This window comes from Staphylococcus sp. HMSC14D10 (genome assembly GCF_001808125.1).
GTDB lineage: Bacteria > Bacillota > Bacilli > Staphylococcales > Staphylococcaceae > Staphylococcus > Staphylococcus haemolyticus.
The window spans coordinates 53475-74686 of record NZ_KV792248.1 but is presented as its reverse complement, the minus strand read 5'-3'; the positions used below and the strand labels follow the sequence as shown (position 1 = coordinate 74686).

17 protein-coding genes and 1 other RNA gene are annotated in these 21212 nt (G+C 32.9%); 16 read left to right on the top strand and 2 right to left on the bottom strand.

The window, feature by feature from the left end:
- The first annotated feature begins 93 nt into the window (after positions 1-93).
- The 7 genes from HMPREF3134_RS04685 to HMPREF3134_RS04655 all read left to right on the top strand — a co-directional run bounded on the left by HMPREF3134_RS04685 (position 94) and on the right by HMPREF3134_RS04655 (position 8325).
- Complete coding sequence (locus HMPREF3134_RS04685) at positions 94-2283, top strand: RelA/SpoT family protein (protein ID WP_070441103.1); 2190 nt, start codon at positions 94-96, stop codon at positions 2281-2283.
- Between the two features lie 15 nt (positions 2284-2298).
- Positions 2299-2751 carry a D-aminoacyl-tRNA deacylase gene (gene dtd, locus HMPREF3134_RS04680; protein WP_011275586.1) on the top strand — a complete coding sequence of 151 codons (453 nt, stop codon included), beginning with the start codon at positions 2299-2301 and terminating at the stop codon, positions 2749-2751.
- Positions 2748-3623 (top strand): N-acetylmuramoyl-L-alanine amidase family protein, encoded by an 876-nt coding sequence (locus tag HMPREF3134_RS04675; RefSeq protein ID WP_046464895.1) that lies wholly within the window; start codon positions 2748-2750, stop codon positions 3621-3623. Before dtd ends, HMPREF3134_RS04675 begins: the two co-directional genes overlap by 4 nt.
- A 359-nt stretch (positions 3624-3982) precedes the next feature.
- Entirely contained in the window at positions 3983-5254 is a 1272-nt protein-coding gene (gene hisS, locus HMPREF3134_RS04670) for a histidine--tRNA ligase (RefSeq protein WP_070441100.1), read from the top strand.
- Between the two features lie 17 nt (positions 5255-5271).
- On the top strand, positions 5272-7038 hold the full coding sequence (gene aspS, locus HMPREF3134_RS04665; RefSeq protein WP_011275589.1) for an aspartate--tRNA ligase: 1767 nt from the start codon (positions 5272-5274) through the stop codon (positions 7036-7038).
- A 228-nt stretch (positions 7039-7266) separates the two neighbouring features.
- Positions 7267-7457: non-coding RNA, 6S RNA (ssrS, locus tag HMPREF3134_RS04660), on the top strand.
- A 91-nt stretch (positions 7458-7548) separates the two neighbouring features.
- The gene (locus tag HMPREF3134_RS04655) at positions 7549-8325 is read left to right on the top strand and encodes a tRNA threonylcarbamoyladenosine dehydratase (RefSeq protein WP_011275590.1); all 777 of its coding nucleotides are present in this window, start codon (positions 7549-7551) and stop codon (positions 8323-8325) included.
- Between the two features lie 62 nt (positions 8326-8387).
- Here the strand turns inward: HMPREF3134_RS04655 and HMPREF3134_RS04650 are convergent, their stop codons facing one another.
- On the bottom strand, positions 8388-9656 hold the full coding sequence (locus HMPREF3134_RS04650; protein WP_011275591.1) for a replication-associated recombination protein A: 1269 nt from the start codon (positions 9654-9656) through the stop codon (positions 8388-8390).
- Between the two features lie 85 nt (positions 9657-9741).
- Here HMPREF3134_RS04650 and cymR point away from each other — a divergent pair, with 85 nt between their 5' ends.
- Together cymR and HMPREF3134_RS12445 are read left to right on the top strand one after the other, a co-directional pair.
- Positions 9742-10164: a cysteine metabolism transcriptional regulator CymR gene (cymR, locus tag HMPREF3134_RS04645; protein ID WP_033080142.1), complete on the top strand. Its 423-nt coding sequence runs from the start codon at positions 9742-9744 to the stop codon at positions 10162-10164.
- A 141-nt stretch (positions 10165-10305) separates the two neighbouring features.
- Positions 10306-10440, top strand: a complete 135-nt coding sequence (locus HMPREF3134_RS12445; protein ID WP_011275593.1) for an SAS049 family protein — start codon at positions 10306-10308, stop codon at positions 10438-10440.
- Positions 10441-10661: 221 nt separating this feature from the next.
- Here the strand turns inward: HMPREF3134_RS12445 and HMPREF3134_RS04640 are convergent, their stop codons facing one another.
- Complete coding sequence (locus tag HMPREF3134_RS04640) at positions 10662-11675, bottom strand: LLM class flavin-dependent oxidoreductase (RefSeq protein WP_083279104.1); 1014 nt, start codon at positions 11673-11675, stop codon at positions 10662-10664.
- Between the two features lie 280 nt (positions 11676-11955).
- On the opposite strand from HMPREF3134_RS04640, the gene HMPREF3134_RS04635 reads away from it, so the two are divergent.
- From HMPREF3134_RS04635 to ruvX, 7 genes are all read left to right on the top strand, one after another.
- Positions 11956-13095: a cysteine desulfurase family protein gene (locus tag HMPREF3134_RS04635; protein ID WP_011275595.1), complete on the top strand. Its 1140-nt coding sequence runs from the start codon at positions 11956-11958 to the stop codon at positions 13093-13095.
- A 2-nt stretch (positions 13096-13097) separates the two neighbouring features.
- Positions 13098-14210, top strand: a complete 1113-nt coding sequence (mnmA, locus tag HMPREF3134_RS04630) for a tRNA 2-thiouridine(34) synthase MnmA (protein WP_070441093.1) — start codon at positions 13098-13100, stop codon at positions 14208-14210.
- A gap of 201 nt (positions 14211-14411) precedes the next feature.
- A complete protein-coding gene (locus HMPREF3134_RS04625; RefSeq protein ID WP_174165713.1) occupies positions 14412-15083 on the top strand; it encodes a tetratricopeptide repeat protein in 672 nt (223 codons plus the stop codon).
- A 1-nt stretch (position 15084) separates the two neighbouring features.
- Positions 15085-17523, top strand: a complete 2439-nt coding sequence (locus tag HMPREF3134_RS04620; protein WP_046464899.1) for an SF1B family DNA helicase RecD2 — start codon at positions 15085-15087, stop codon at positions 17521-17523.
- A 298-nt stretch (positions 17524-17821) separates the two neighbouring features.
- Positions 17822-20452 (top strand): alanine--tRNA ligase, encoded by a 2631-nt coding sequence (alaS, locus tag HMPREF3134_RS04615; RefSeq protein ID WP_011275599.1) that lies wholly within the window; start codon positions 17822-17824, stop codon positions 20450-20452.
- A gap of 66 nt (positions 20453-20518) precedes the next feature.
- Positions 20519-20779, top strand: coding sequence for an IreB family regulatory phosphoprotein (locus tag HMPREF3134_RS04610; RefSeq protein ID WP_011275600.1), 261 nt, complete (start codon positions 20519-20521; stop codon positions 20777-20779).
- 3 nt (positions 20780-20782) lie between these two features.
- On the top strand, positions 20783-21211 hold the full coding sequence (ruvX, locus tag HMPREF3134_RS04605; RefSeq protein WP_011275601.1) for a Holliday junction resolvase RuvX: 429 nt from the start codon (positions 20783-20785) through the stop codon (positions 21209-21211).
- Position 21212 lies beyond the last annotated feature (1 nt).

Below are 21212 nucleotides of genomic sequence, written 5' to 3'. Positions count from 1 at the left end.
GGATTAATGAAGGACAATGTATGTTTTCTTAATTTTCAAAAATTCGAATATGAGTTGAGTATTTGAAATACAAATGAGTTGGGGTGTCATATATTGAATAACGAGTATCCATATAGCGCTGATGAAGTGCTAAATAAAGCTAAATCATATTTATCAACTGACGATTATCAATATGTTCTAAAAAGTTACCATATAGCTTATGAAGCCCATCAAGGACAGTTCCGCAAAAATGGTCTTCCGTATATCATGCATCCTATTCAAGTAGCGGGCATATTAACAGAAATGCGTTTAGATGGTCCAACGATAGTGGCAGGTTTTTTGCATGACGTCATTGAAGATACGCCGTACACATTTGACGATGTTAAAGATATGTTTAATGAAGAAATAGCGCGTATTGTTGATGGTGTTACTAAACTTAAAAAGGTAAAATACCGCTCTAAAGAAGAACAACAAGCAGAAAATCATCGTAAATTATTTATTGCAATTGCAAAAGATGTTCGAGTGATACTTGTCAAATTAGCCGATAGATTACATAACATGAGAACATTAAAAGCTATGGCTAGAGAAAAACAAGTGCGTATCTCAAAAGAGACACTAGAAATTTATGCACCGTTAGCACATAGATTAGGTATTAATACGATTAAATGGGAATTAGAAGATACTGCACTAAGATATATAGACAGTGTTCAGTATTTCCGTATTGTCAATTTAATGAAGAAAAAGCGTAGTGAACGGGAAGCTTATATCGCTAATGCAATAGATAAAATTCAAACAGAAATGATTAAAATGGACATCACTGGAGAAATTAGCGGTAGACCTAAACATATTTATAGTATATACCGAAAAATGATGAAGCAAAAAAAGCAGTTTGATCAAATATTCGATTTATTAGCTATTCGTGTAATTGTTAATTCTATTAATGATTGTTATGCAATTTTAGGGTTAGTCCATACATTATGGAAACCAATGCCCGGAAGATTTAAAGATTATATTGCAATGCCTAAACAGAATATGTATCAATCTCTCCATACCACTGTAGTTGGTCCTAATGGAGACCCTTTAGAAATACAAATTAGAACGTATGAAATGCATGAAATAGCTGAACATGGTGTTGCAGCTCATTGGGCATATAAAGAAGGAAAAACAGTTAATGAAAAGAACCAAGATTTTCAAAATAAATTAAATTGGTTAAAAGAATTAGCTGAAGCTGATCATACATCATCTGACGCACAAGAATTTATGGAATCACTGAAATATGATTTACAAAGTGATAAAGTATACGCTTTTACACCTGCAAGTGATGTTATTGAATTGCCTTATGGAGCAGTTCCAATAGATTTCGCTTATGCTATTCATAGCGAAGTCGGAAATAAGATGATTGGTGCAAAAGTTAATGGTAAAATTGTTCCTATTGATTATGTTCTTCAACCCGGAGATATTATTGAAATTCGTACAAGTAAGCACTCTTATGGACCTAGTAGAGATTGGCTTAAGATAGTTAAATCATCAAGCGCTAAAAGTAAAATTAAGGGTTTCTTTAAAAAACAAGACCGTTCATCTAACATTGAAAAAGGTAAGTTTATGGTCGAAGCAGAAATTAAAGAACAGGGCTTTAGAGTAGATGATATTTTAACTGATAAAAATATAGAAGTTGTTAATGAGAAATACAATTTTGCAAATGATGATGACCTATTTGCAGCAGTTGGATTTGGTGGTGTAACAGCATTACAGGTTGTTAATAAATTGACCGAAAGACAACGTATACAAGATAAACAAAAAGCGCTAAACGAGGCACAGGAAGTTATTAAATCACTTCCGATTAAAGATGATATCATCACTGATAGTGGTGTATATGTCGAAGGTATAGAGAATGTATTGATAAAGCTTTCAAAATGTTGTAATCCAATCCCTGGAGATGATATTGTAGGATATATCACTAAAGGACATGGTATTAAAGTGCATCGTACAGATTGTCCTAATGTTAAAAATGAAACAGAACGATTAATAGCAGTTGAGTGGGTTAAATCTAAAGATTCTACTCAACGATACCAAGTAGATTTAGAAGTTAGTGCATATGATCGTAATGGTTTATTAAATGAAGTAATACAAGCCGTTAATTCTACAGTTGGAAGTATTATTAAAATCAATGGGCGGTCTGATACTGATAAAAATGCAATTATCACTATTAGTGTTATGGTGCGTAATGTTAATGATGTATTCCGTGTAGTTGAAAAACTAAAACAATTAAGTGATGTATATACAGTGTCAAGAGTTTGGAATTAATGAGGTGCTATTAATATGAAAGTAGTTGTACAAAGAGTAAAAAGAGCAGCAGTTACAAATAAAAGCATTCACAATGAAATCGACAAGGGTTTCTGTCTTTTAGTCGGAATAGGTAAGGATACAACAGAAGCAGATATAGATGCAGTTGCTAAAAAGATTATTAACGCTCGTTTGTTTGAAGATGAGAATGGCAAACTTAATTTAAATATCCAACAAGTTGAAGGTCAAATTTTATCTATTTCACAATTTACTTTATATGCTGATGTACGTAAGGGTAATAGACCAGGATTTTCAAATTCAAAAAATCCTGAAGAAGCTAATGTGTTATACGAAAAATTTAACACTGCTTTAAAAGCTTATGACGTTGAAGTGAAAACAGGTGAATTTGGTACTGATATGGAAGTTGAAATTATCAATGATGGTCCAGTTACTATTATCTATGAAAGTCAGGATGGCAAAATAATATGAACAAAGTAGATGCATGGTTATCTAAACATGACCTTAAAAATCTAACAACATTGATAGTTGTAGGTGCTTTTATATTATTTTTAATATTATTATTTATGTTAATGAATCATAGTGATCAAGGGAGTAATAGAATTACAGTTTCAGAGAATGCTGAGTTACGAACTGGTCCAAATGCTGCTTATCCTGTGATTTACCAAGTCGAAAAAGGTGATACGTTTACTAGATTGAGTAAATCAGGTAAATGGATAGAAGTTGAAAGCAGAGATGGTTCTGAAAAAGGTTGGATAGCTGGATGGCACACAAGCTTAAATATTGAAGCGGATGCGAATAAAAAAGTAAACCCTTTGAAAAATAAGGTCATTGTCTTAGATCCTGGCCATGGAGGCAATGACCAGGGTGCATCCAGTAATACTTCAAAAAAGAGTTTGGAGAAGAACTATACTTTAAAAACAGCTAAAGAACTGAGACGTGCTCTTGAAAAAGCGGGGGCAACAGTTAAATTAACACGTTCTGATGATACATATGTTAGCTTAGATGATAGAAAACTTAATGGTGATGCATACATTAGTATACATAATGATTCTCTTGATAGTCCTAATGCTAATGGTGCAACTGTTTATTGGTATAAAAATAATCAAGAAGCTTTAGCTGAAACGTTAAATACAAACATACAAAAGAAAGCCATGTTGTTTAATAGAGGAACTCGACAAGAGAACTTCCAAGTACTCAGACAAACCAATAAGCCAGCCGTATTATTAGAATTAGGATATATAAGTAATCCAACAGATGAGGTAATGATACGAAATCAAATCCATCGACAAGTTGTAGAGGAAGCTGTAGTGGATGGTTTAAAACAATATTTTGCATCTTAAAGCTTGCAAACTATGCATAAACTCGTTATTATAATTAGTGAACTTTATATATAATACCGTTATGATTCTTGAAAGTATAAATGAAAGAGGTAGCAATAATTGATATTGTGAAGAGATATAATCCATGGCTGGAAGATTATACTGAGTAATTTATTACTTTGAACACAAGAACAGGTGCTTTAATAGATTAAGCCGTTTGACGTACGTTACACGTTTTGAGTGGTAATTAAGTTTTACTAACGAATTTAATTACAATTAGGGTGGCAACACGGCGATTCGTCCCTTGTATAGTAGAAATGCTATATAAGGGACTTTTTTATTAAAGAGAGTTTGTAAAAATACAAAGAAGGAGTGATTGTGTGATTAGAATTTCTAGAGGTACACAAGATATCTTACCTGAAGATTCTAGTAAATGGCGTTACATTGAAAATCAACTTGATAAATTAATGAAATTATACAATTATAAAGAAATCCGCACGCCGATATTTGAAAGTACAGATTTGTTTGCACGTGGCGTGGGTGACTCTACAGATGTCGTACAAAAAGAAATGTACACTTTTAAAGATAAAGGTGACAGAAGCATAACTTTAAGACCAGAAGGAACTGCAGCTGTTGTACGTTCATACATTGAGAATAAAATGCAAGGTATTCCAAATCAGCCTGTTAAATTATATTATAATGGGCCAATGTTCAGATATGAACGTAAACAAAAAGGACGATACCGTCAATTCACTCAATTCGGCGTTGAAGCGATTGGCGCTGAAAATCCGAGCATGGATGCTGAAGTTCTAGCTATGGTGATGCATATCTATGAATCATTTGGTCTTAAACATTTAAAATTAGTTATCAATAGTATTGGTGATGCTGATTCACGTAAAGAATATAATGAGGCACTAATACGTCATTTTGAGCCAGTGATAGATACATTTTGTGATGATTGTAAATCAAGATTACACACAAATCCAATGAGAATACTAGATTGCAAAATTGATAGAGATAAAGAAGCGGTTAAAAATGCGCCAAGAATTACTGATTACTTAAATGACGATTCAAAAGCTTACTTTAATGAAGTGAAGACTCACTTAGATGATTTAGGTATTTCATATGTTGAAGATCCTAACCTTGTACGTGGTCTTGATTATTACACACACACTGCTTTTGAGTTAATGATGGATAATCCTAATTATGATGGTGCAATAACTACCTTATGTGGTGGTGGTCGATATAATGGACTGCTTGAATTATTAGATGGACCAAATCAAACGGGTATTGGTTTCGCTTTAAGTATTGAAAGATTGTTATTGGCGCTTGAAGAAGAAGGAATTGAATTGGACGTCGAGGATACGTTTGATCTTTTTATCGTTACTATGGGTGAAGAAGCTGAACGATACAGCGTTAAGCTTTTAAATCAACTCAGAAAATCGGGTATAAAAGCCGACAAAGATTATTTACAACGTAAAGTTAAAGGCCAAATGAAACAAGCTGATCGCTTGAATGCTCAATATACTGTTGTTATCGGTGATCAAGAGCTTGAAAATGAAGTGATTGATGTCAAAGACATGTCAACAGGTGAAACAGAAACTATTAACTTAAATAACTTAGTAAATTATTTTCAAGAAAAAAATAATTAATAAAAAGGAGAATATAAATGAGTAAAAGAACAACGTATTGTGGTTTAGTTACAGAAGAACTTTTAAACCAGAAAGTTACTTTAAAAGGTTGGGTTCATAATCGTCGTGACTTAGGTGGTTTAATCTTTGTCGATTTACGTGACAGAGAAGGTATCGTGCAAATCGTCTTTAACCCTGATTTCTCTGAAGAAGCTTTAAGTGTTGCTGAAACAGTAAGATCAGAATATGTAGTTGAAGTTGAGGGAACAGTAACAAAGAGAGATCCTGATACTGTGAATTCTAAAATTAAAACTGGTCAAGTAGAAGTACAAGTTTCTAATATATCAATTATCAATAAATCAGAAACACCACCATTTTCTATTAATGAAGAAAATCAAAATGTTGATGAAAACATCCGTTTAAAATACCGTTATTTAGATTTAAGACGTCCAGAGTTGGCACAAACATTCAAAATGAGACATCAAACAACACGCGCTATTCGTGAATATTTAGATAACAATGGTTTCTTCGATATTGAAACTCCTGTTTTAACTAAATCTACACCAGAAGGTGCCAGAGATTATTTAGTACCTTCTCGAGTTCATGAAGGAGAATTTTATGCATTACCACAATCACCTCAATTATTTAAACAATTATTAATGATTAGTGGTTTTGACAAATATTATCAAATTGTTAAATGTTTCCGTGATGAAGACTTACGTGCAGATCGTCAACCTGAATTTACTCAGGTCGATATTGAAATGAGTTTCGTTGATCAAGAAGATGTGATTCAAATGGGTGAAGAAATGTTACGAAAAGTTGTTAAAGATGTTAAAGGCATTGACGTATCAGGTCCTTTCCCTAGAATGACTTATGAAGAAGCGATGAGACGCTATGGTTCAGATAAACCTGATACTCGTTTTGAAATGGAACTTAAAGATGTATCACAGTTAGGTCGTGAAATGGACTTTAAAGTATTTAAAGATACTGTAGAAAATAACGGCGAAGTAAAAGCCATTGTAGCTAAAGGTGCAGCCGACAATTATACTCGTAAAGACATGGACGCATTAACAGAATTCGTAAATATTTATGGTGCTAAAGGACTTGCATGGGTAAAAGTTGTTGATGATGGATTGAGTGGTCCAATCGCTCGTTTCTTTGAAGATTCAAATGTTGCAACTTTAAAAGATCTTACACAAGCTGAATCAGGAGACTTAGTAATGTTTGTCGCTGATAAACCAAATGTAGTAGCTCAAAGTTTAGGTGCTTTACGTATTAAAATTGCCAAAGAATTAGGTTTAATTGATGAAAATAAACTTAATTTCTTATGGGTAACAGATTGGCCGTTATTAGAATATGATGAAGATGCTAAACGTTATGTAGCTGCACATCATCCATTTACTTCACCTAAACAAGAGGATATTAGTAAATTAGATTCAGAACCTCAAAACGCACAAGCGAATGCATATGACATCGTTTTAAATGGTTATGAATTAGGTGGGGGATCAATCAGAATTGCAGACGGTGAATTACAAGAAAAAATGTTTGAAGTATTAGGATTCACTAAAGAACAAGCTAGAGAACAATTTGGATTCTTATTAGATGCATTTAAATATGGTGCACCACCACATGGCGGTATTGCACTAGGCTTAGACCGTTTAGTAATGCTACTAACTAATCGTACAAACTTACGTGATACAATTGCATTCCCTAAAACAGCTTCTGCGACTTGCTTGCTTACAGATGCACCAGGTGAAGTCTCAGATAAACAATTAGAAGAGCTTTCTTTACGTATTCGTCATTAGATTTAACATATAGAAGGATATAAATACATTAGTCATCGAAATCACAATAGATTTTGGTGACTTTTATTTAGTGTTTTTCTTTTAGAATTATATTCAGTCTTTAAAAAACTATAATAATATTATGTAAACTTAATTTTATTATAGTTTTGCTTCACAAAATATACATTTCTATCTAGTTCATAAGGATTTCTTTATTTATACCTCTGTGGTAATATATAAACATAAGGTAGTCATCTGTATTGTTCGTACGTTTGCTTTTTATTTGGGCCTAACACTTTTTGATCAGGGAGCCCAATAGGTTTTCTTGCAGCGCACACGCCTCAATTGGAGGACTTGCAAAACAAGAAACAGGGCACCCACCTGTATATAGCAGGCCGAATGATCAAGCTTTTTATAACTACGGCAATCACGGACTCTACCGGTACGTAAGGCTTTATGTCTTGCGTATTTTTATTTGTCTTTTTCTGTTAATATAAAGTTATCGTATTGTTTTTTATAAAGGAGTTTAAAATGAAACATCAATTTTCAAGAAACGAATTAGCATATGGACAAGAGGGTTTAGATCTATTAAAAGAAAAAACAGTTGCAGTTCTTGGGGTAGGTGGTGTTGGTTCATTTGCTGCCGAAGCATTAGCAAGAACCAATATTGGTCATATTATTTTAATCGATAAAGATGACGTAGATATCACAAATGTCAATCGTCAAATACATGCACTCACTACAACTATCGGACAAAGTAAGGTCACTTTGATGGAAGAACGTATTAAACTTATTAACCCTGATTGTAAAGTAACACCACTTCACATGTTTTATACTGAGGAGACATATGAGGATTTATTTAATAATTATGATATTGATTACTTTATCGATGCAAGTGATACTATAATATATAAAGTTCATCTGATGAAAGAGTGTTTAGAACGAGGAATTAAGATGATTTCAAGTATGGGGGCAGCTAATAAAACTGATCCTACACGATTTAAAATAGCAGATATTTCTAAAACTTATATGGACCCTATGGCTAAAATTATTCGTAATAAACTAAAGCGTCAAGGTATAAAAAAGGGTGTACCTGTCGTGTTTTCTGATGAAAGTCCTATTGTAATTCGTGAAGATGTAAAAGCAACCGTTGGAGATGCAAACGCTATTAATCGTAAAGGGCAAATGCCTCCATCATCAAATGCATTTGTACCAAGTACAGTAGGATTAATCTGTGCGAGTTACGTAGTAAATGACATTTTAAAAAATATACCTGTACGCCGTATTAAAGATAAAGGGAATATATAAATAATAGACTATGAATCAAATTTAAAAGTCATTTATAATGGCTAATTGATTCATAGTCTTTTTTATTTTTTGTTTCTTAAATTATCATAAATAGTTTTAAATTGTTGTTCACTTTTTGATGTTGATTTAGGCTCATAATAAATTTTATTTTTGAGTTTATCTGGCAAGTATTGTTGAATGACGTGTCCATTTTCATAGTTATGAGGGTACTTATAACCTATGGCACGACCTAAATCTTTAGCTCCAGCATAATGTCCATCTCGTAAATGGTCAGGAATTTGGCCTATATTACCTTTACGTATGTCACTAAGTGCACTGTCAATCGCAGTGATTGCTGAGTTGGATTTAGGTGATAATGAAAGCTCAATTACAGCTTGACTAAGAGGTATTCTCGCTTCCGGGAACCCCAGTCGCTCTGCCGATTGAATGGCTGCAAGCGTACGTTGTCCCGCATTAGGTGAAGCCAATCCTACATCTTCATAACTAATGACTAATAAGCGTCTTACAATAGTCGGTAAATCGCCAGCTTCAATTAATCTTGCTAAATAGTGTAATGCAGCATTTACATCACTACCTCTTATTGATTTTTGAAAAGCACTCATAACATCATAGTGCATATCTCCATCTTTATCGCTTACGAAAGCACCTTTTTGCAAACAATCTTTAGCATCTTGGAGAGTAATATGTCTAATTTCATTTTCAACTGAAGCACTTAAAACAGCCAATTCAAGAGCATTTAAAGCACTTCTAACATCTCCTTGGCTTTGCGTAGCAAAATATTCTAATGCATCTTCATCTACTTTGGGATGATAATTAGCTAAGCCACGTTGAGAATCATTTAATGCTCTATTGATTGCGAGTCGCACATCATCATGATCTAATGAATACAGTTCGAATATTTGAGCTCTAGAGCGAATAGCTGGGTTGATTGCATGATATGGATTTGAAGTTGTTGCACCAATCAAGACGATCTTACCATTTTCTAAATGTGGTAATAAGAAATCTTGTTTAGCTTTATCTAACCGGTGAATTTCATCTAATAAAAGAATGACTTGACCAGACATTTTGGCTTCTTCGACTACCATTTGCATATCTTTTTTTGAATTTGTAACTGCATTTAATTGTCTAAATTTATAGTCAGTGCTACCAGAAATTGCTTTCGCAATACTCGTTTTACCAATGCCTGGTGGCCCATAAAATATCATTGATGATAATCTTTTGGTTTCAACCATTCGTCTAATAATGCCTCTAGGTCCTACTAAATGTTGCTGCGAAATGATTTCGTCAATGTTAGTAGGTCTCATTCTTGAAGCTAAAGGTTCTGTAATCACTATTTTCACACCTTTCTAGTACTATCTTAACTGAAAAAATGCTAGAATGGTATTATATATTATTCGAATTAAGTGAGGTAATGTTATGAAAATATCAACGAAAGGGAGATACGGCTTAACTTTAATGATTTCCCTTGCTAAAAGAGAAGGGCAAGGATGCGTATCTTTAAAGTCAATTGCTGAAGAAAACAGTTTGAGTGATTTATATCTCGAACAATTAGTTGGCCCTTTAAGAAATGCTGGTTTAATTCGAAGTGTTCGTGGTGCCAAAGGTGGTTATCAACTTAGAGTACCAGCTGACGAAATTAAAGCAGGCGATATTATTCGTTTACTAGAAGGTCCTATAACGATAGTCGAAAGTATTGAATCAGAACCACCTGCACAAAAACAGTTATGGTTAAGAATGAGAGATGCTGTTAGAGAAGTATTAGATAATACTACTTTAAAATATCTAGCAGACTATGTCGAAACTGATGATAAACTTGATGGTTACATGTTTTATATTTAATTTTAAAAAATATGTTTATATACAAATGTGTGTGGTAAATAATAATTACAACAGTACGGTACATTCTTTATTTTGTATCTCAGAATTAACTTGATACTTGATTGATAAAAATATTCTTAAATTTGAAAGGAGAATTTCATTATGGGATTCATGGATAAAGCGAAAGATGCAGCAGATAAATTTAAAAATAGCGATAACGAACAAGTTGATAAAGCTAAAGACAAAATCAATGAATATACTGAAAAAAACAACGATGACAAAAAAGATGATAAATAATTAAATTTTTGAGCGATAACATTTGATGTTATCGCTTTTTTATGTGTAAATAAATATTTATAAATTAGGTAATTCAAAACATTTTTATTAAATTTAATGTTGTTTTAGCACTAATACCTAAATGTTTATAAGCAAATAAAAGGAGTGAGATTAAATAATATCCCACTCCAAATTATACCTTAATTCTCTCACTATCCATCAATTTTAAATTTTAATATTGATTATTGATTCAATTTTTCAATAATATTCTGTAAACGAGTGAAGGATTCAAATTGCTTTTCTTGATCATAAATATAGCTGATTCCCATGAGTTCATCAATTTCACCATATTCTCCAATAAATGCTTCTAACTTCTCTTTAACTGTTTCCTCTGAACCTATTAGCGAATCATTAAATCTTTGTTTAGCCATTTCAAATTCTCTAGGTGTTAGAAGAGCTTGTAAGTCATTTGTAGGTGGTTGTACTGGTTGCATTCTACCACGAGCAATACCAATAAACACTTGAGCTAAAGTGCTTGCTAGGTATTCAGCTTCTTCATCACTTTCAGCTACTATCACATTCAAGCATACAATCATATAAGGCTTATCTAATACGTCAGAAGGTTCAAATAGTTCTTTATATATTTGAATAGCCTTTTTCATTTGCTGAGGTGCAAAATGACCTGCAAAGACATAAGGTAATCCCTTACGTGCAGCTAAATGAGCTGAATCAGTAGATGATCCAAGAATGTATAATGGTACATTTTTACCTACAGCAGGATAAGCTCTTACATAAGCTTGTTTATTTCCAGGTCCAAAATAAGTTTGTAATTGTTCAACTTCTTCAGGAAACTCATATACGCCATTATGCTGATCACGTCTCAATGCGCTAGCTGTCATCATATCAGTCCCTGGAGCTCTACCTAAGCCTAGATTAACTCTGTTTGGGAAAAGTGTTTCCATTGTTCCAAATTGCTCCGCAACTATTAGAGGAGCATGGTTTGGTAACATAATCCCTCCAGATCCAACTTTAATACGTTTCGTATGTTCAAGTGTATGTTGAATCAATAGAGAAGTTGCAGAACTTACTAAATTTGGTGCGTTATGGTGTTCTGCAATCCAGTATCTTTCATAATTAAGTGAATCTAACTTTTGAGCTAAACTAATCATATCCTCAATTGCTTCTTTATCACTCTGACCTTCTCTTATTGGAACTAAATTTAATGCAGATACCTTTAGATTACCCACAGTTTTCATCTCCTCATATAAAATTAATATGGTTCAGTTTAACAAAATATGTAGTTTAATTTATATTGAAATGCTCATAATCGATAATGTTAGTGAAAAAATATTAATAATTTAATTAAAGTACATTTAAAAATATTTATAAGTTAATGTGGGGTTAATTTTGAAAGTGGTTGAGTGTTAAAATATTAAATAATGGAAAAATTTATGTTTATGAACAACTATATAGAAAAATTTCTATTCAGGTGCTATTATAGGAACATTGATAATATTGTGAGGAGTGTACTTAAAAATGGAAGTATATGCAGATTATGCTGCAACTACACCTGTCAAACCAGAAGTAATTGAAGAGATGATGACAATTTATAAATCACATTTTGGTAATCCATCGTCTATTCATTCTATAGGAAGAGATGCACGTCGTTATCTAGATGAATCAAGAAGAACAGTTGCTAAATTATTGAATGCTAAGCCTAGCGAAGTCATTTTTACAAGTGGCGCAACTGAATCAAATAATACAGCCATTAAAGGATTAGTATACGCAAATGAACATCTTGGAAATCACATTATTACAACTAAAATTGAGCATCATTCTGTCTTACACGTGTTTGAACAATTGGAAAAAGAAGGATATGATGTCACTTATTTAGATGTAGATGATACAGGTGCAATAGATTTGGATCAACTTAAAGAAGCATTAACGAATGACACTATTTTAGTTTCAATAATGTTTGTTAATAATGAAGTTGGAACTGTTGAACCTATGTATGATATAGAAGATATTGTTAGTGAGTCAAACGCATTATTTCATGTAGATGCAGTTCAAGCAATCGGACACTTAGATGTTAATTTTGAAGATTTTAAAATGGATACTTTAAGTTTGACAGCACATAAATTCGGCGGTCCTAAAGGTGTAGGTGTCTTATTAGTTAGAGATAAAACCCCAATAGAGTACTCTCAACTAGGAGGAGAACAAGAAACTAAACGACGTGCAGGAACAGAAAATTTAGCACAAATTGTTGGTTTAACAAAAGCACTAGAATTAGCACATAAGAATAGAGATGATAATAATTTACATTTAATGCAATTAAAAGAATTATTCTTAGTTAGTCTACAAGAACGTGCGATTCCTTTTGAGGTAAATGGTTCTATGATCGATACAACAGGACATATTCTAAATTTATATTTCCCATTCATAGACGTGGAAACTTTGCTAACACTTTTAGATCTAGCTAACATTTATGTATCTTCAGGCTCTGCATGTACAGCTGGTTCAACAACACCTTCTCATGTTTTAGCAGCAATGTATGAAGATGAAGAACGTGCTAAACACTCAGTAAGATTTAGCTTTAATGAATTAACAACAGATCAAGAAATAAAATATATCGTAGCTGAAATTCACAAAATATATCATAAATTTAAGGAGGAATAAATGTGTCTAATAAAGATATACGTGTAGTTGTAGGTATGTCTGGCGGTGTTGACAGTTCAGTCACAGCTCATGTGCTAAAAGACCAAGGGTATGATGTTATTGGAATATTCATGAAAAACTGGGATGACACTGATGAGAATGGTGTTTGTACTGCAACAGAAGACTATAATGACGTTATCGCAGTATGTAATCAAATTGGTATTCCATACTACGCCGTTAATTTCGAACAAGAATATTGGGATAAAGTCTTTACTTATTTCTTAGATGAGTATAAAAAAGGTCGTACGCCTAATCCAGATGTAATGTGTAATAAAGAAATTAAGTTTAAAGCTTTTCTAGAGCATGCACTTAAATTGGGCGCAGATTACGTAGCAACAGGACATTACGCAAGAATACGTCGTCATGATGATGGCCATGTAGAAATGTTACGAGGTGTAGATAATAATAAAGATCAAACTTATTTCTTAAATCAACTATCTCAACAACAATTGTCTAAAGTTATGTTTCCAATTGGAGATATTGATAAAAAAGAAGTTCGTAAAATAGCAGAAGAGCAAGATTTAGCAACAGCTAAAAAGAAAGACTCTACAGGCATCTGTTTTATTGGAGAGCGTAATTTCAAAACATTCTTATCACAATATTTACCAGCTCAATCTGGAGAAATGCGTATGTTGAATGGCGATAAAATGGGAATGCATAGCGGATTAATGTATTACACTATTGGTCAAAGACATGGACTTGGTATCGGCGGAGATGGTGATCCATGGTTCGTTGTAGGTAAAAACTTAGAAGACAATATTTTATACGTTGAACAGGGTTTCCATCATGATGCTCTCTATAGTGACTATTTAATAGCTTCCGATTTTTCTTTCGTAAATCCAGTTGATTTGGACAACGGATTTGAATGTACTGCTAAATTTAGATATCGTCAAAAAGATACTAAGGTTTTTGTTCAACGTGAAAGTCAAAATGCTTTACGCGTTACATTTGATGAACCAGTACGTGCTATCACACCTGGACAAGCCGTTGTATTTTATGATGAGGAAGTTTGTCTAGGTGGAGCAACTATCGATGATGTATTTAAAACAACAGGTCAGTTAAGTTATGTTGTTTAATTAAACCAACAAAAGATGGAGTTGTTAAGAGCCTGGGACATAATTCAATGCCTCAGGCTACAAATATATATTGGCAGTAATTGACTTAAAATAAATTTTGCAAAAATATTGTTTATGTCTTGCTCCAAAATACTACTACATCTTTATTTTATTAAATACTGCGTTTCTCGTAAGATAATTTTAAGATTGGGTGGAATCATGATAACGAAACAAGATACGATTTATGAGTGGATTCAAAATGGTCAACTTGAAGATGCTTTAAAAGCTTTATTTCAAAACATAGAAGAAGAACCAAATACCATTGAAAATTATATCAATGCAGGAATAGTATTAGCTGATATTAATGAAATTGAAAAGGCTGAGCGTTTCTTTCAACGAGCAATTACGATTGATGATAAAAATGGTGCAGTGTATTACAACTTAGCCAATCTTTATTACGATCAAGGTAAATACCGTGATGCTATTAAACTATATCAATTGGCATCTAAATACAATATGGATAAAATAGATACTAATTACATGATTGGTATGTCATTTAACCAATTAGATGCACCAAAAGAATCTTTACCTTACTTTATGACTGCAGCAGAATTAGATAAGAATCAAGATGCAGAAGTTCAATTTCAATATGGTCTGGCACTATGTCATTTAGAAATGTTTAACCAAGCTATAAATCAACTAAAAATTGTTTTAGATATAGATTCAAAGCATGTCGATGCTTTATATAATCTTGGTTTAGCCACTTACATGGATACTGAAGATCTTGATTTAGCTATGTCTTATTTTGACAAGGCTATATCTATAGATCCAAATCACTTGCTAAGTCAACATGCTAAGAAAACGTTTGAAGCTATAAAGAATGAGGAGGAGTAATATGTCTGACCCTACACTATTTGATTATTCAATGATTAAAGGTACTGTAGATGCTATTTTATTTCAAAATAATGATAATTTCTATACAGTCATTAAAGTGGAAACAATTGAAACTAATGAATCATTTGGTAATTTACCAACAGTTGTAGGGTTCTTTCCAAATATTGTGGAAGGAGATGTATACACTTTTAAAGGACAAGTGGTAGAGCACCCACGTTATGGCAAGCAATTGAAAGCCGACACTTTTGAAAAAGAGGTCCCTCAAACTAAGGATGCTATTATTACATATTTATCAAGTGACTTATTCAAAGGTATAGGTAAAAAAACTGCTCAAAATATTGTAAATTCACTTGGTGAAAATGCGATAAATGATATTATGGCAGACGCATCAGTTTTAGAGAAGGTTTCAAATTTACCGAAAAAGAAACAAAAGCAAATTGCTGATCAAATTAATGCCAATCAAGAGTCCGAAAAAATTATGATTCGATTACATGATTTAGGCTTCGGACCTAAATTATCAATGGCGATTTATCAATTTTACCAATCCGAGACTTTAAATGTGCTCGAAAATAACCCTTATCAACTCGTTTATGATATTAAAGGAATTGGTTTTAATAAAGCTGATACTTTAGCTAGAAATAATGGCATTAGTTTTAATAATCCAGAACGATTGAAAGCAGGATTATTATATACGCTAGAAGAAGAATGTATAAAACAAGGTCACACCTATTTATCACTAGATTATGCCATTGAAGTGACATTAGACATGCTAATGGATGCTCATTCCAGTGATAGTATCGATTCAAAACAGCTTGAAAATATTCTCGAATTATTAAATGAGGAACAAAAAATTATTGTAAACAATGAGCGAGTCGCCATTCCTAGTCTTTATTACTCCGAACTCAAAAGTGTTCAAAATTTATATCGAATTAAAACATACAAACATAAGCTAAAAGAAATAGAACAATCTGATTTACAGATACATATAGGGGATATAGAGACTAGTAATAATGTGCATTATGCACCATCTCAAAAAGAGGCCTTACAAACTGCAATTAATTCTAAAATTATGCTTTTAACCGGTGGTCCTGGTACAGGTAAAACAACAGTAATCAAAGGAATCGTTGAGCTTTATGCAGAGGTACATGGTCTTTCTCTTAGTTACTCAGACTATCAAGAAGATGACTATCCTATTGTCCTTGCAGCACCAACAGGTAGAGCATCTAAACGATTACAAGAATCTACAGGGTTGGAAGCAATGACAATTCATCGTCTAATTGGATGGAATCAAGAAACACAACCAGAAGACATTCTAGATAATGAAATTAAAGCAAAGCTCATAATTATTGACGAAATGTCGATGGTAGATACATGGTTGTTTCACCAATTTTTAAGTGCAGTTCCCCTAGATGCACAAATTATTTTAGTCGGTGATGAAGATCAATTACCTTCAGTTGGACCAGGTCAAATATTTAAGGATCTTATTGATTCGAAGGCAATACCTCGAGTTAATCTAACTGAAGTTTATCGTCAACAAGATGGTTCAAGTATCATCGATTTAGCGCATCGTATGAAACACGGTGAGCCAATAGATATTACAAAGCGTTTTCATGATAGGAGTTTTATAAGTTGTAATGTCGATCAAATTCCTAAAGTAGTTGAAAAAGTAGTTTCAAGTGCAGTTAATAAGGGTTATGATATGAGTGATATTCAAGTCTTGGCGCCTATGTATAAGGGTAACGCAGGTATTAAAAGATTAAATCAAGTATTACAAGATATTTTAAACCCTAAGGCACAAGATACACGAGAAATTGAATTTGGTGATATAAAGTTTCGTAAAGGTGATAAGGTTCTTCAGTTAGTTAATCGTCCTAATGATAATATCTTCAATGGTGACATAGGAATAATTGTTGGTATATTTTGGGCTAAAGAAAATGCTTTAAATAAAGATGTTATGGTTGTTGATTTCGAAGGTAACGAGATTACTTTCACTCGTCAAGATTTATTAGAATTAACACATGCTTATTGCACATCTATTCATAAATCACAAGGATCTGAATTTCCTATTGTAATTATGCCTATCGTCAAGCAGTATTTTAGAATGTTACAGCGACCAATACTTTATACAGGATTTACACGTGCTAAACAATCATTAGTATTACTTGGAGATTCAACCGCATTTGAAATTGGATTAAATACGCAAGGACAATTACGACATACACAATTGCAAGAGCTAATCTTGTCATATTTTGATATAGACCATAAACAAAGTGATGTAACAATTTCAAATACTGTGAGTAAAGATGAAGAGGCAATGAATACAATTCACGACGTTGATACTAAAGATGATCAAGTCATTTTAAGTGAATCTACGTTATATCAAATCAATCCAATGATTAATATGGGGGATGTTTCTCCTTATGATTTTGTTGAGCGTTGACATTTAGTTTGAAAATACTTAAAATAATCTTAAGTTCGCATGAAGATGAGTAGGCAATTATTACTTATATAGAGATGTACTGGTTGGTGAAAAGTGCAATGTATATTGTTGAACGCTACTTCATGTCATTTTTATATTTTAATTGAGTGATAAATGTTTTCTATCAAGCGATAATTTTTGCAGCTTAAAGATAGATTGTTTATAACTAGGGTGGTACCGCGAAAACGTTCGTCCCTTTTTTTGAGGATGAACGTTTTTTTGTTTTTAGTTAAAATATGTTGATATAGGAGTGTCGGAAATGAAAAATTTAAAAGCTAGTGAAATTCGTCAAAAATATATTGATTTCTTCGTCGAAAAAGGTCATATGGTTGAACCTTCAGCCCCTTTAGTGCCAATTGATGACGATTCATTATTATGGATAAATTCTGGTGTAGCAACTTTAAAGAAATATTTCGATGGTAGAGAAACACCAAGAAAGCCTAGAATAGTCAATTCTCAAAAAGCAATTAGAACAAATGATATTGAAAATGTAGGATTTACTGCACGACATCATACATTTTTCGAAATGCTTGGTAACTTTTCAATTGGTGATTATTTCAAAAAAGAAGCAATCCACTTTGCGTGGGAATTTTTAACTAGTGAAAACTGGATGGGCATGGAACCTGAAAAATTATATGTAACTATTCATCCCGAAGATTCTGAAGCTTATCGTATTTGGAATGATGAAATTGGATTAGAAGAAAGTCGAATTATTAGAATAGAAGGTAATTTCTGGGATATCGGTGAGGGTCCATCTGGTCCTAACACTGAAATTTTCTATGATCGTGGAGATGAATATGGTCAAGATGATCCATCAGAAGAGATGTATCCAGGTGGGGAAAATGAAAGATATTTAGAAGTTTGGAACTTAGTTTTTAGTGAATTTAACCATAATAAAGACAACACTTATACACCATTACCAAATAAAAATATTGATACAGGTATGGGGCTTGAACGAATGGCCTCTGTTTCTCAAAACGTAAGAACAAATTATGAAACAGACTTATTTATGCCAATCATTAATGAAGTTGAAAAAGTAGCTGACAAAAAATATTTAGTAAACAACGAACATGATATTGCCTTTAAGGTAATAGCGGACCATATTCGTACAATTGCATTTGCTATTGCTGATGGCGCTTTACCTGCAAATGAGGGAAGAGGTTACGTTTTACGTCGACTTCTACGTAGAGCAGTCAGATTTAGTCAAACTCTCGACATTAATGAACCATTTATGTATAAGTTAGTTGACATCGTTGCAGAGATAATGGAACCATATTATCCAAATGTTAAAGAAAAAGCTGATTTTATTAAGCGTGTTATTAAATCAGAAGAAGAACGTTTCCATGAGACACTTCAAGAAGGTTTAGCAATTTTGAATAATTTATTAGCAAAAGCTAAATCATCTAATAATGAAATTAACGGTTCAGATGCGTTCAAATTATATGACACTTATGGATTCCCAATTGAATTGACAGAAGAATTAGCTAGTCAAGAAAACATCTCTGTGGATATGGCAACGTTTGAAAAAGAAATGGATCAACAACGTACACGAGCTAGAGAAGCTCGACAAAGTTCACAATCAATGCAAATCCAAAGTGAAGTTCTTAAAAATATTACCACTGAAAGCAAATTTGTCGGATATGAAACTACAGATTATCAGACTACGTTAACTGATTTAATTTATAATGGAGAGAAAGTTGAATCTGCTGAACCAGGAGAAACTGTATATTTCATTTTAAAAGAAACTCCATTTTATGCAGTTAGTGGTGGGCAAGTAGCTGATAAAGGAACAGTAGGTAATGAGAACTTTGAGATTGAAGTAACTGAAGTAACTAAAGCACCTAATGGTCAAAACTTACATCAAGGTGTCATCCAATTTGGTCAAGTTACAATTAATAGTGATGTAGATGCAAGTGTTAATAGGGATGAAAGAAAAGACATCCAAAAAAATCATAGTGCCACTCATTTACTTCACGCTGCATTAAAAGAAGTATTAGGTGAACATGTAAATCAAGCAGGTTCGTTAGTTGAAAGTGAGCGTTTGCGTTTCGACTTCTCACATTTTGGTCCGATGACTCAAGACGAAATTGATCAAGTTGAAAGACGTGTAAATGAAGAAATTTGGAGAGGTATTTCAGTTAATATACAAGAGATGCCTATTAATGAAGCAAAACAAATGGGTGCTATGGCGTTATTCGGAGAAAAATACGGAGATATTGTGCGCGTTGTTAATATGGCACCGTTCTCAATTGAGCTATGTGGTGGTATACATGTTGATAATACTGCAGAAATTGGACTTTTCAAGATTATAAGTGAATCAGGTACAGGTGCAGGCGTTAGACGTATTGAAGCATTTACTGGTAAGTCAGCATTCTTACATTTAGAAGATATTCAAAATAAATTTAATTCTATTAAAGATCAAGTTAAAGTTAAATCTGATAATCAAGTATTTGATAAAATTGTCCAGCTACAAGAAGAAGAAAAGAACCTTCATAAACAATTAGAACAGCGAAATAAGGAAATCACTTCACTTAAAATGGGCAATATTGAGGATCAAATTGAAGAAATTAATGGCTTTAAAGTATTAGCTACAGAAGTTGAAGTTTCTAATGCTAAAGAAATAAGACAAACTATGGATGATTTCAAATCTAAACAACAAGATGCTATTATAATCTTAGCAAGTGATTTAGGTGAAAAGGTATCACTAATAGCAACTGTACCAAAAGAACAGACAGATAAAATTAAAGCTGGAGATATCATTAAGAATATGGCGCCATTAGTTGGTGGTAAAGGTGGCGGTCGTCCAGATATGGCTCAAGGTGGCGGTACGCAACCAGAGAATATCTCAGAAGCATTACGCTTTATTAAAGATTACATTAAAAAACTATAACTTTGTAATCAACTAGTGTAAAATTGGTGTATGTAAGATAATTCGTTTTAGAGGAGTGTCGCATCTATGGATAATATTGATAAAACAATGAAGTTTGACTATGAAGAAATTCCGAAAGATAATGTTGAAACAGTGTTAAACAACGTACACCGAACTTTAGAAGAGCGTGGTTACAATGCTGTAAATCAAATTGTAGGATATTTACTCTCAGGTGATCCTGCATATATACCTCGTCAAAATGATGCTCGAAATCAAATTCGCCACATTGATCGTGACGTTATCATGGAAGAACTCGTTTCAAATTATTTAAAAGAGAATAAGAAATAGTATATGTTAACGCACAAAATTTTGGGTTTGGATGTAGGTAGTAAAACAGTTGGCGTAGCTATAAGCGATTTAATGGGTTGGACTGCCCAAGGATTGGACACTCTAAGAATTAACGAGGAACTAGAAGATTATGGTATAGAGCAATTAGTGACCATCATTAAAGAAAATAACGTTGGTTCTGTAGTGATTGGTTTACCTAAGAATATGAATAATTCTATTGGCTTTCGTGGAGAAGCTTCGTTAAGATATAAGGAGTTACTCAAAGAAAGCTTACCTGATATAGAGATAATTATGTGGGATGAACGATTAAGTACTATGGCAGCAGAGCGTTCATTACTTGAAGCAGATGTATCTAGACAAAAAAGAAAAAAAGTAATTGATAAAATGGCAGCAGTGTTTATATTGCAAGGCTATTTAGATTCAATCCAATAAA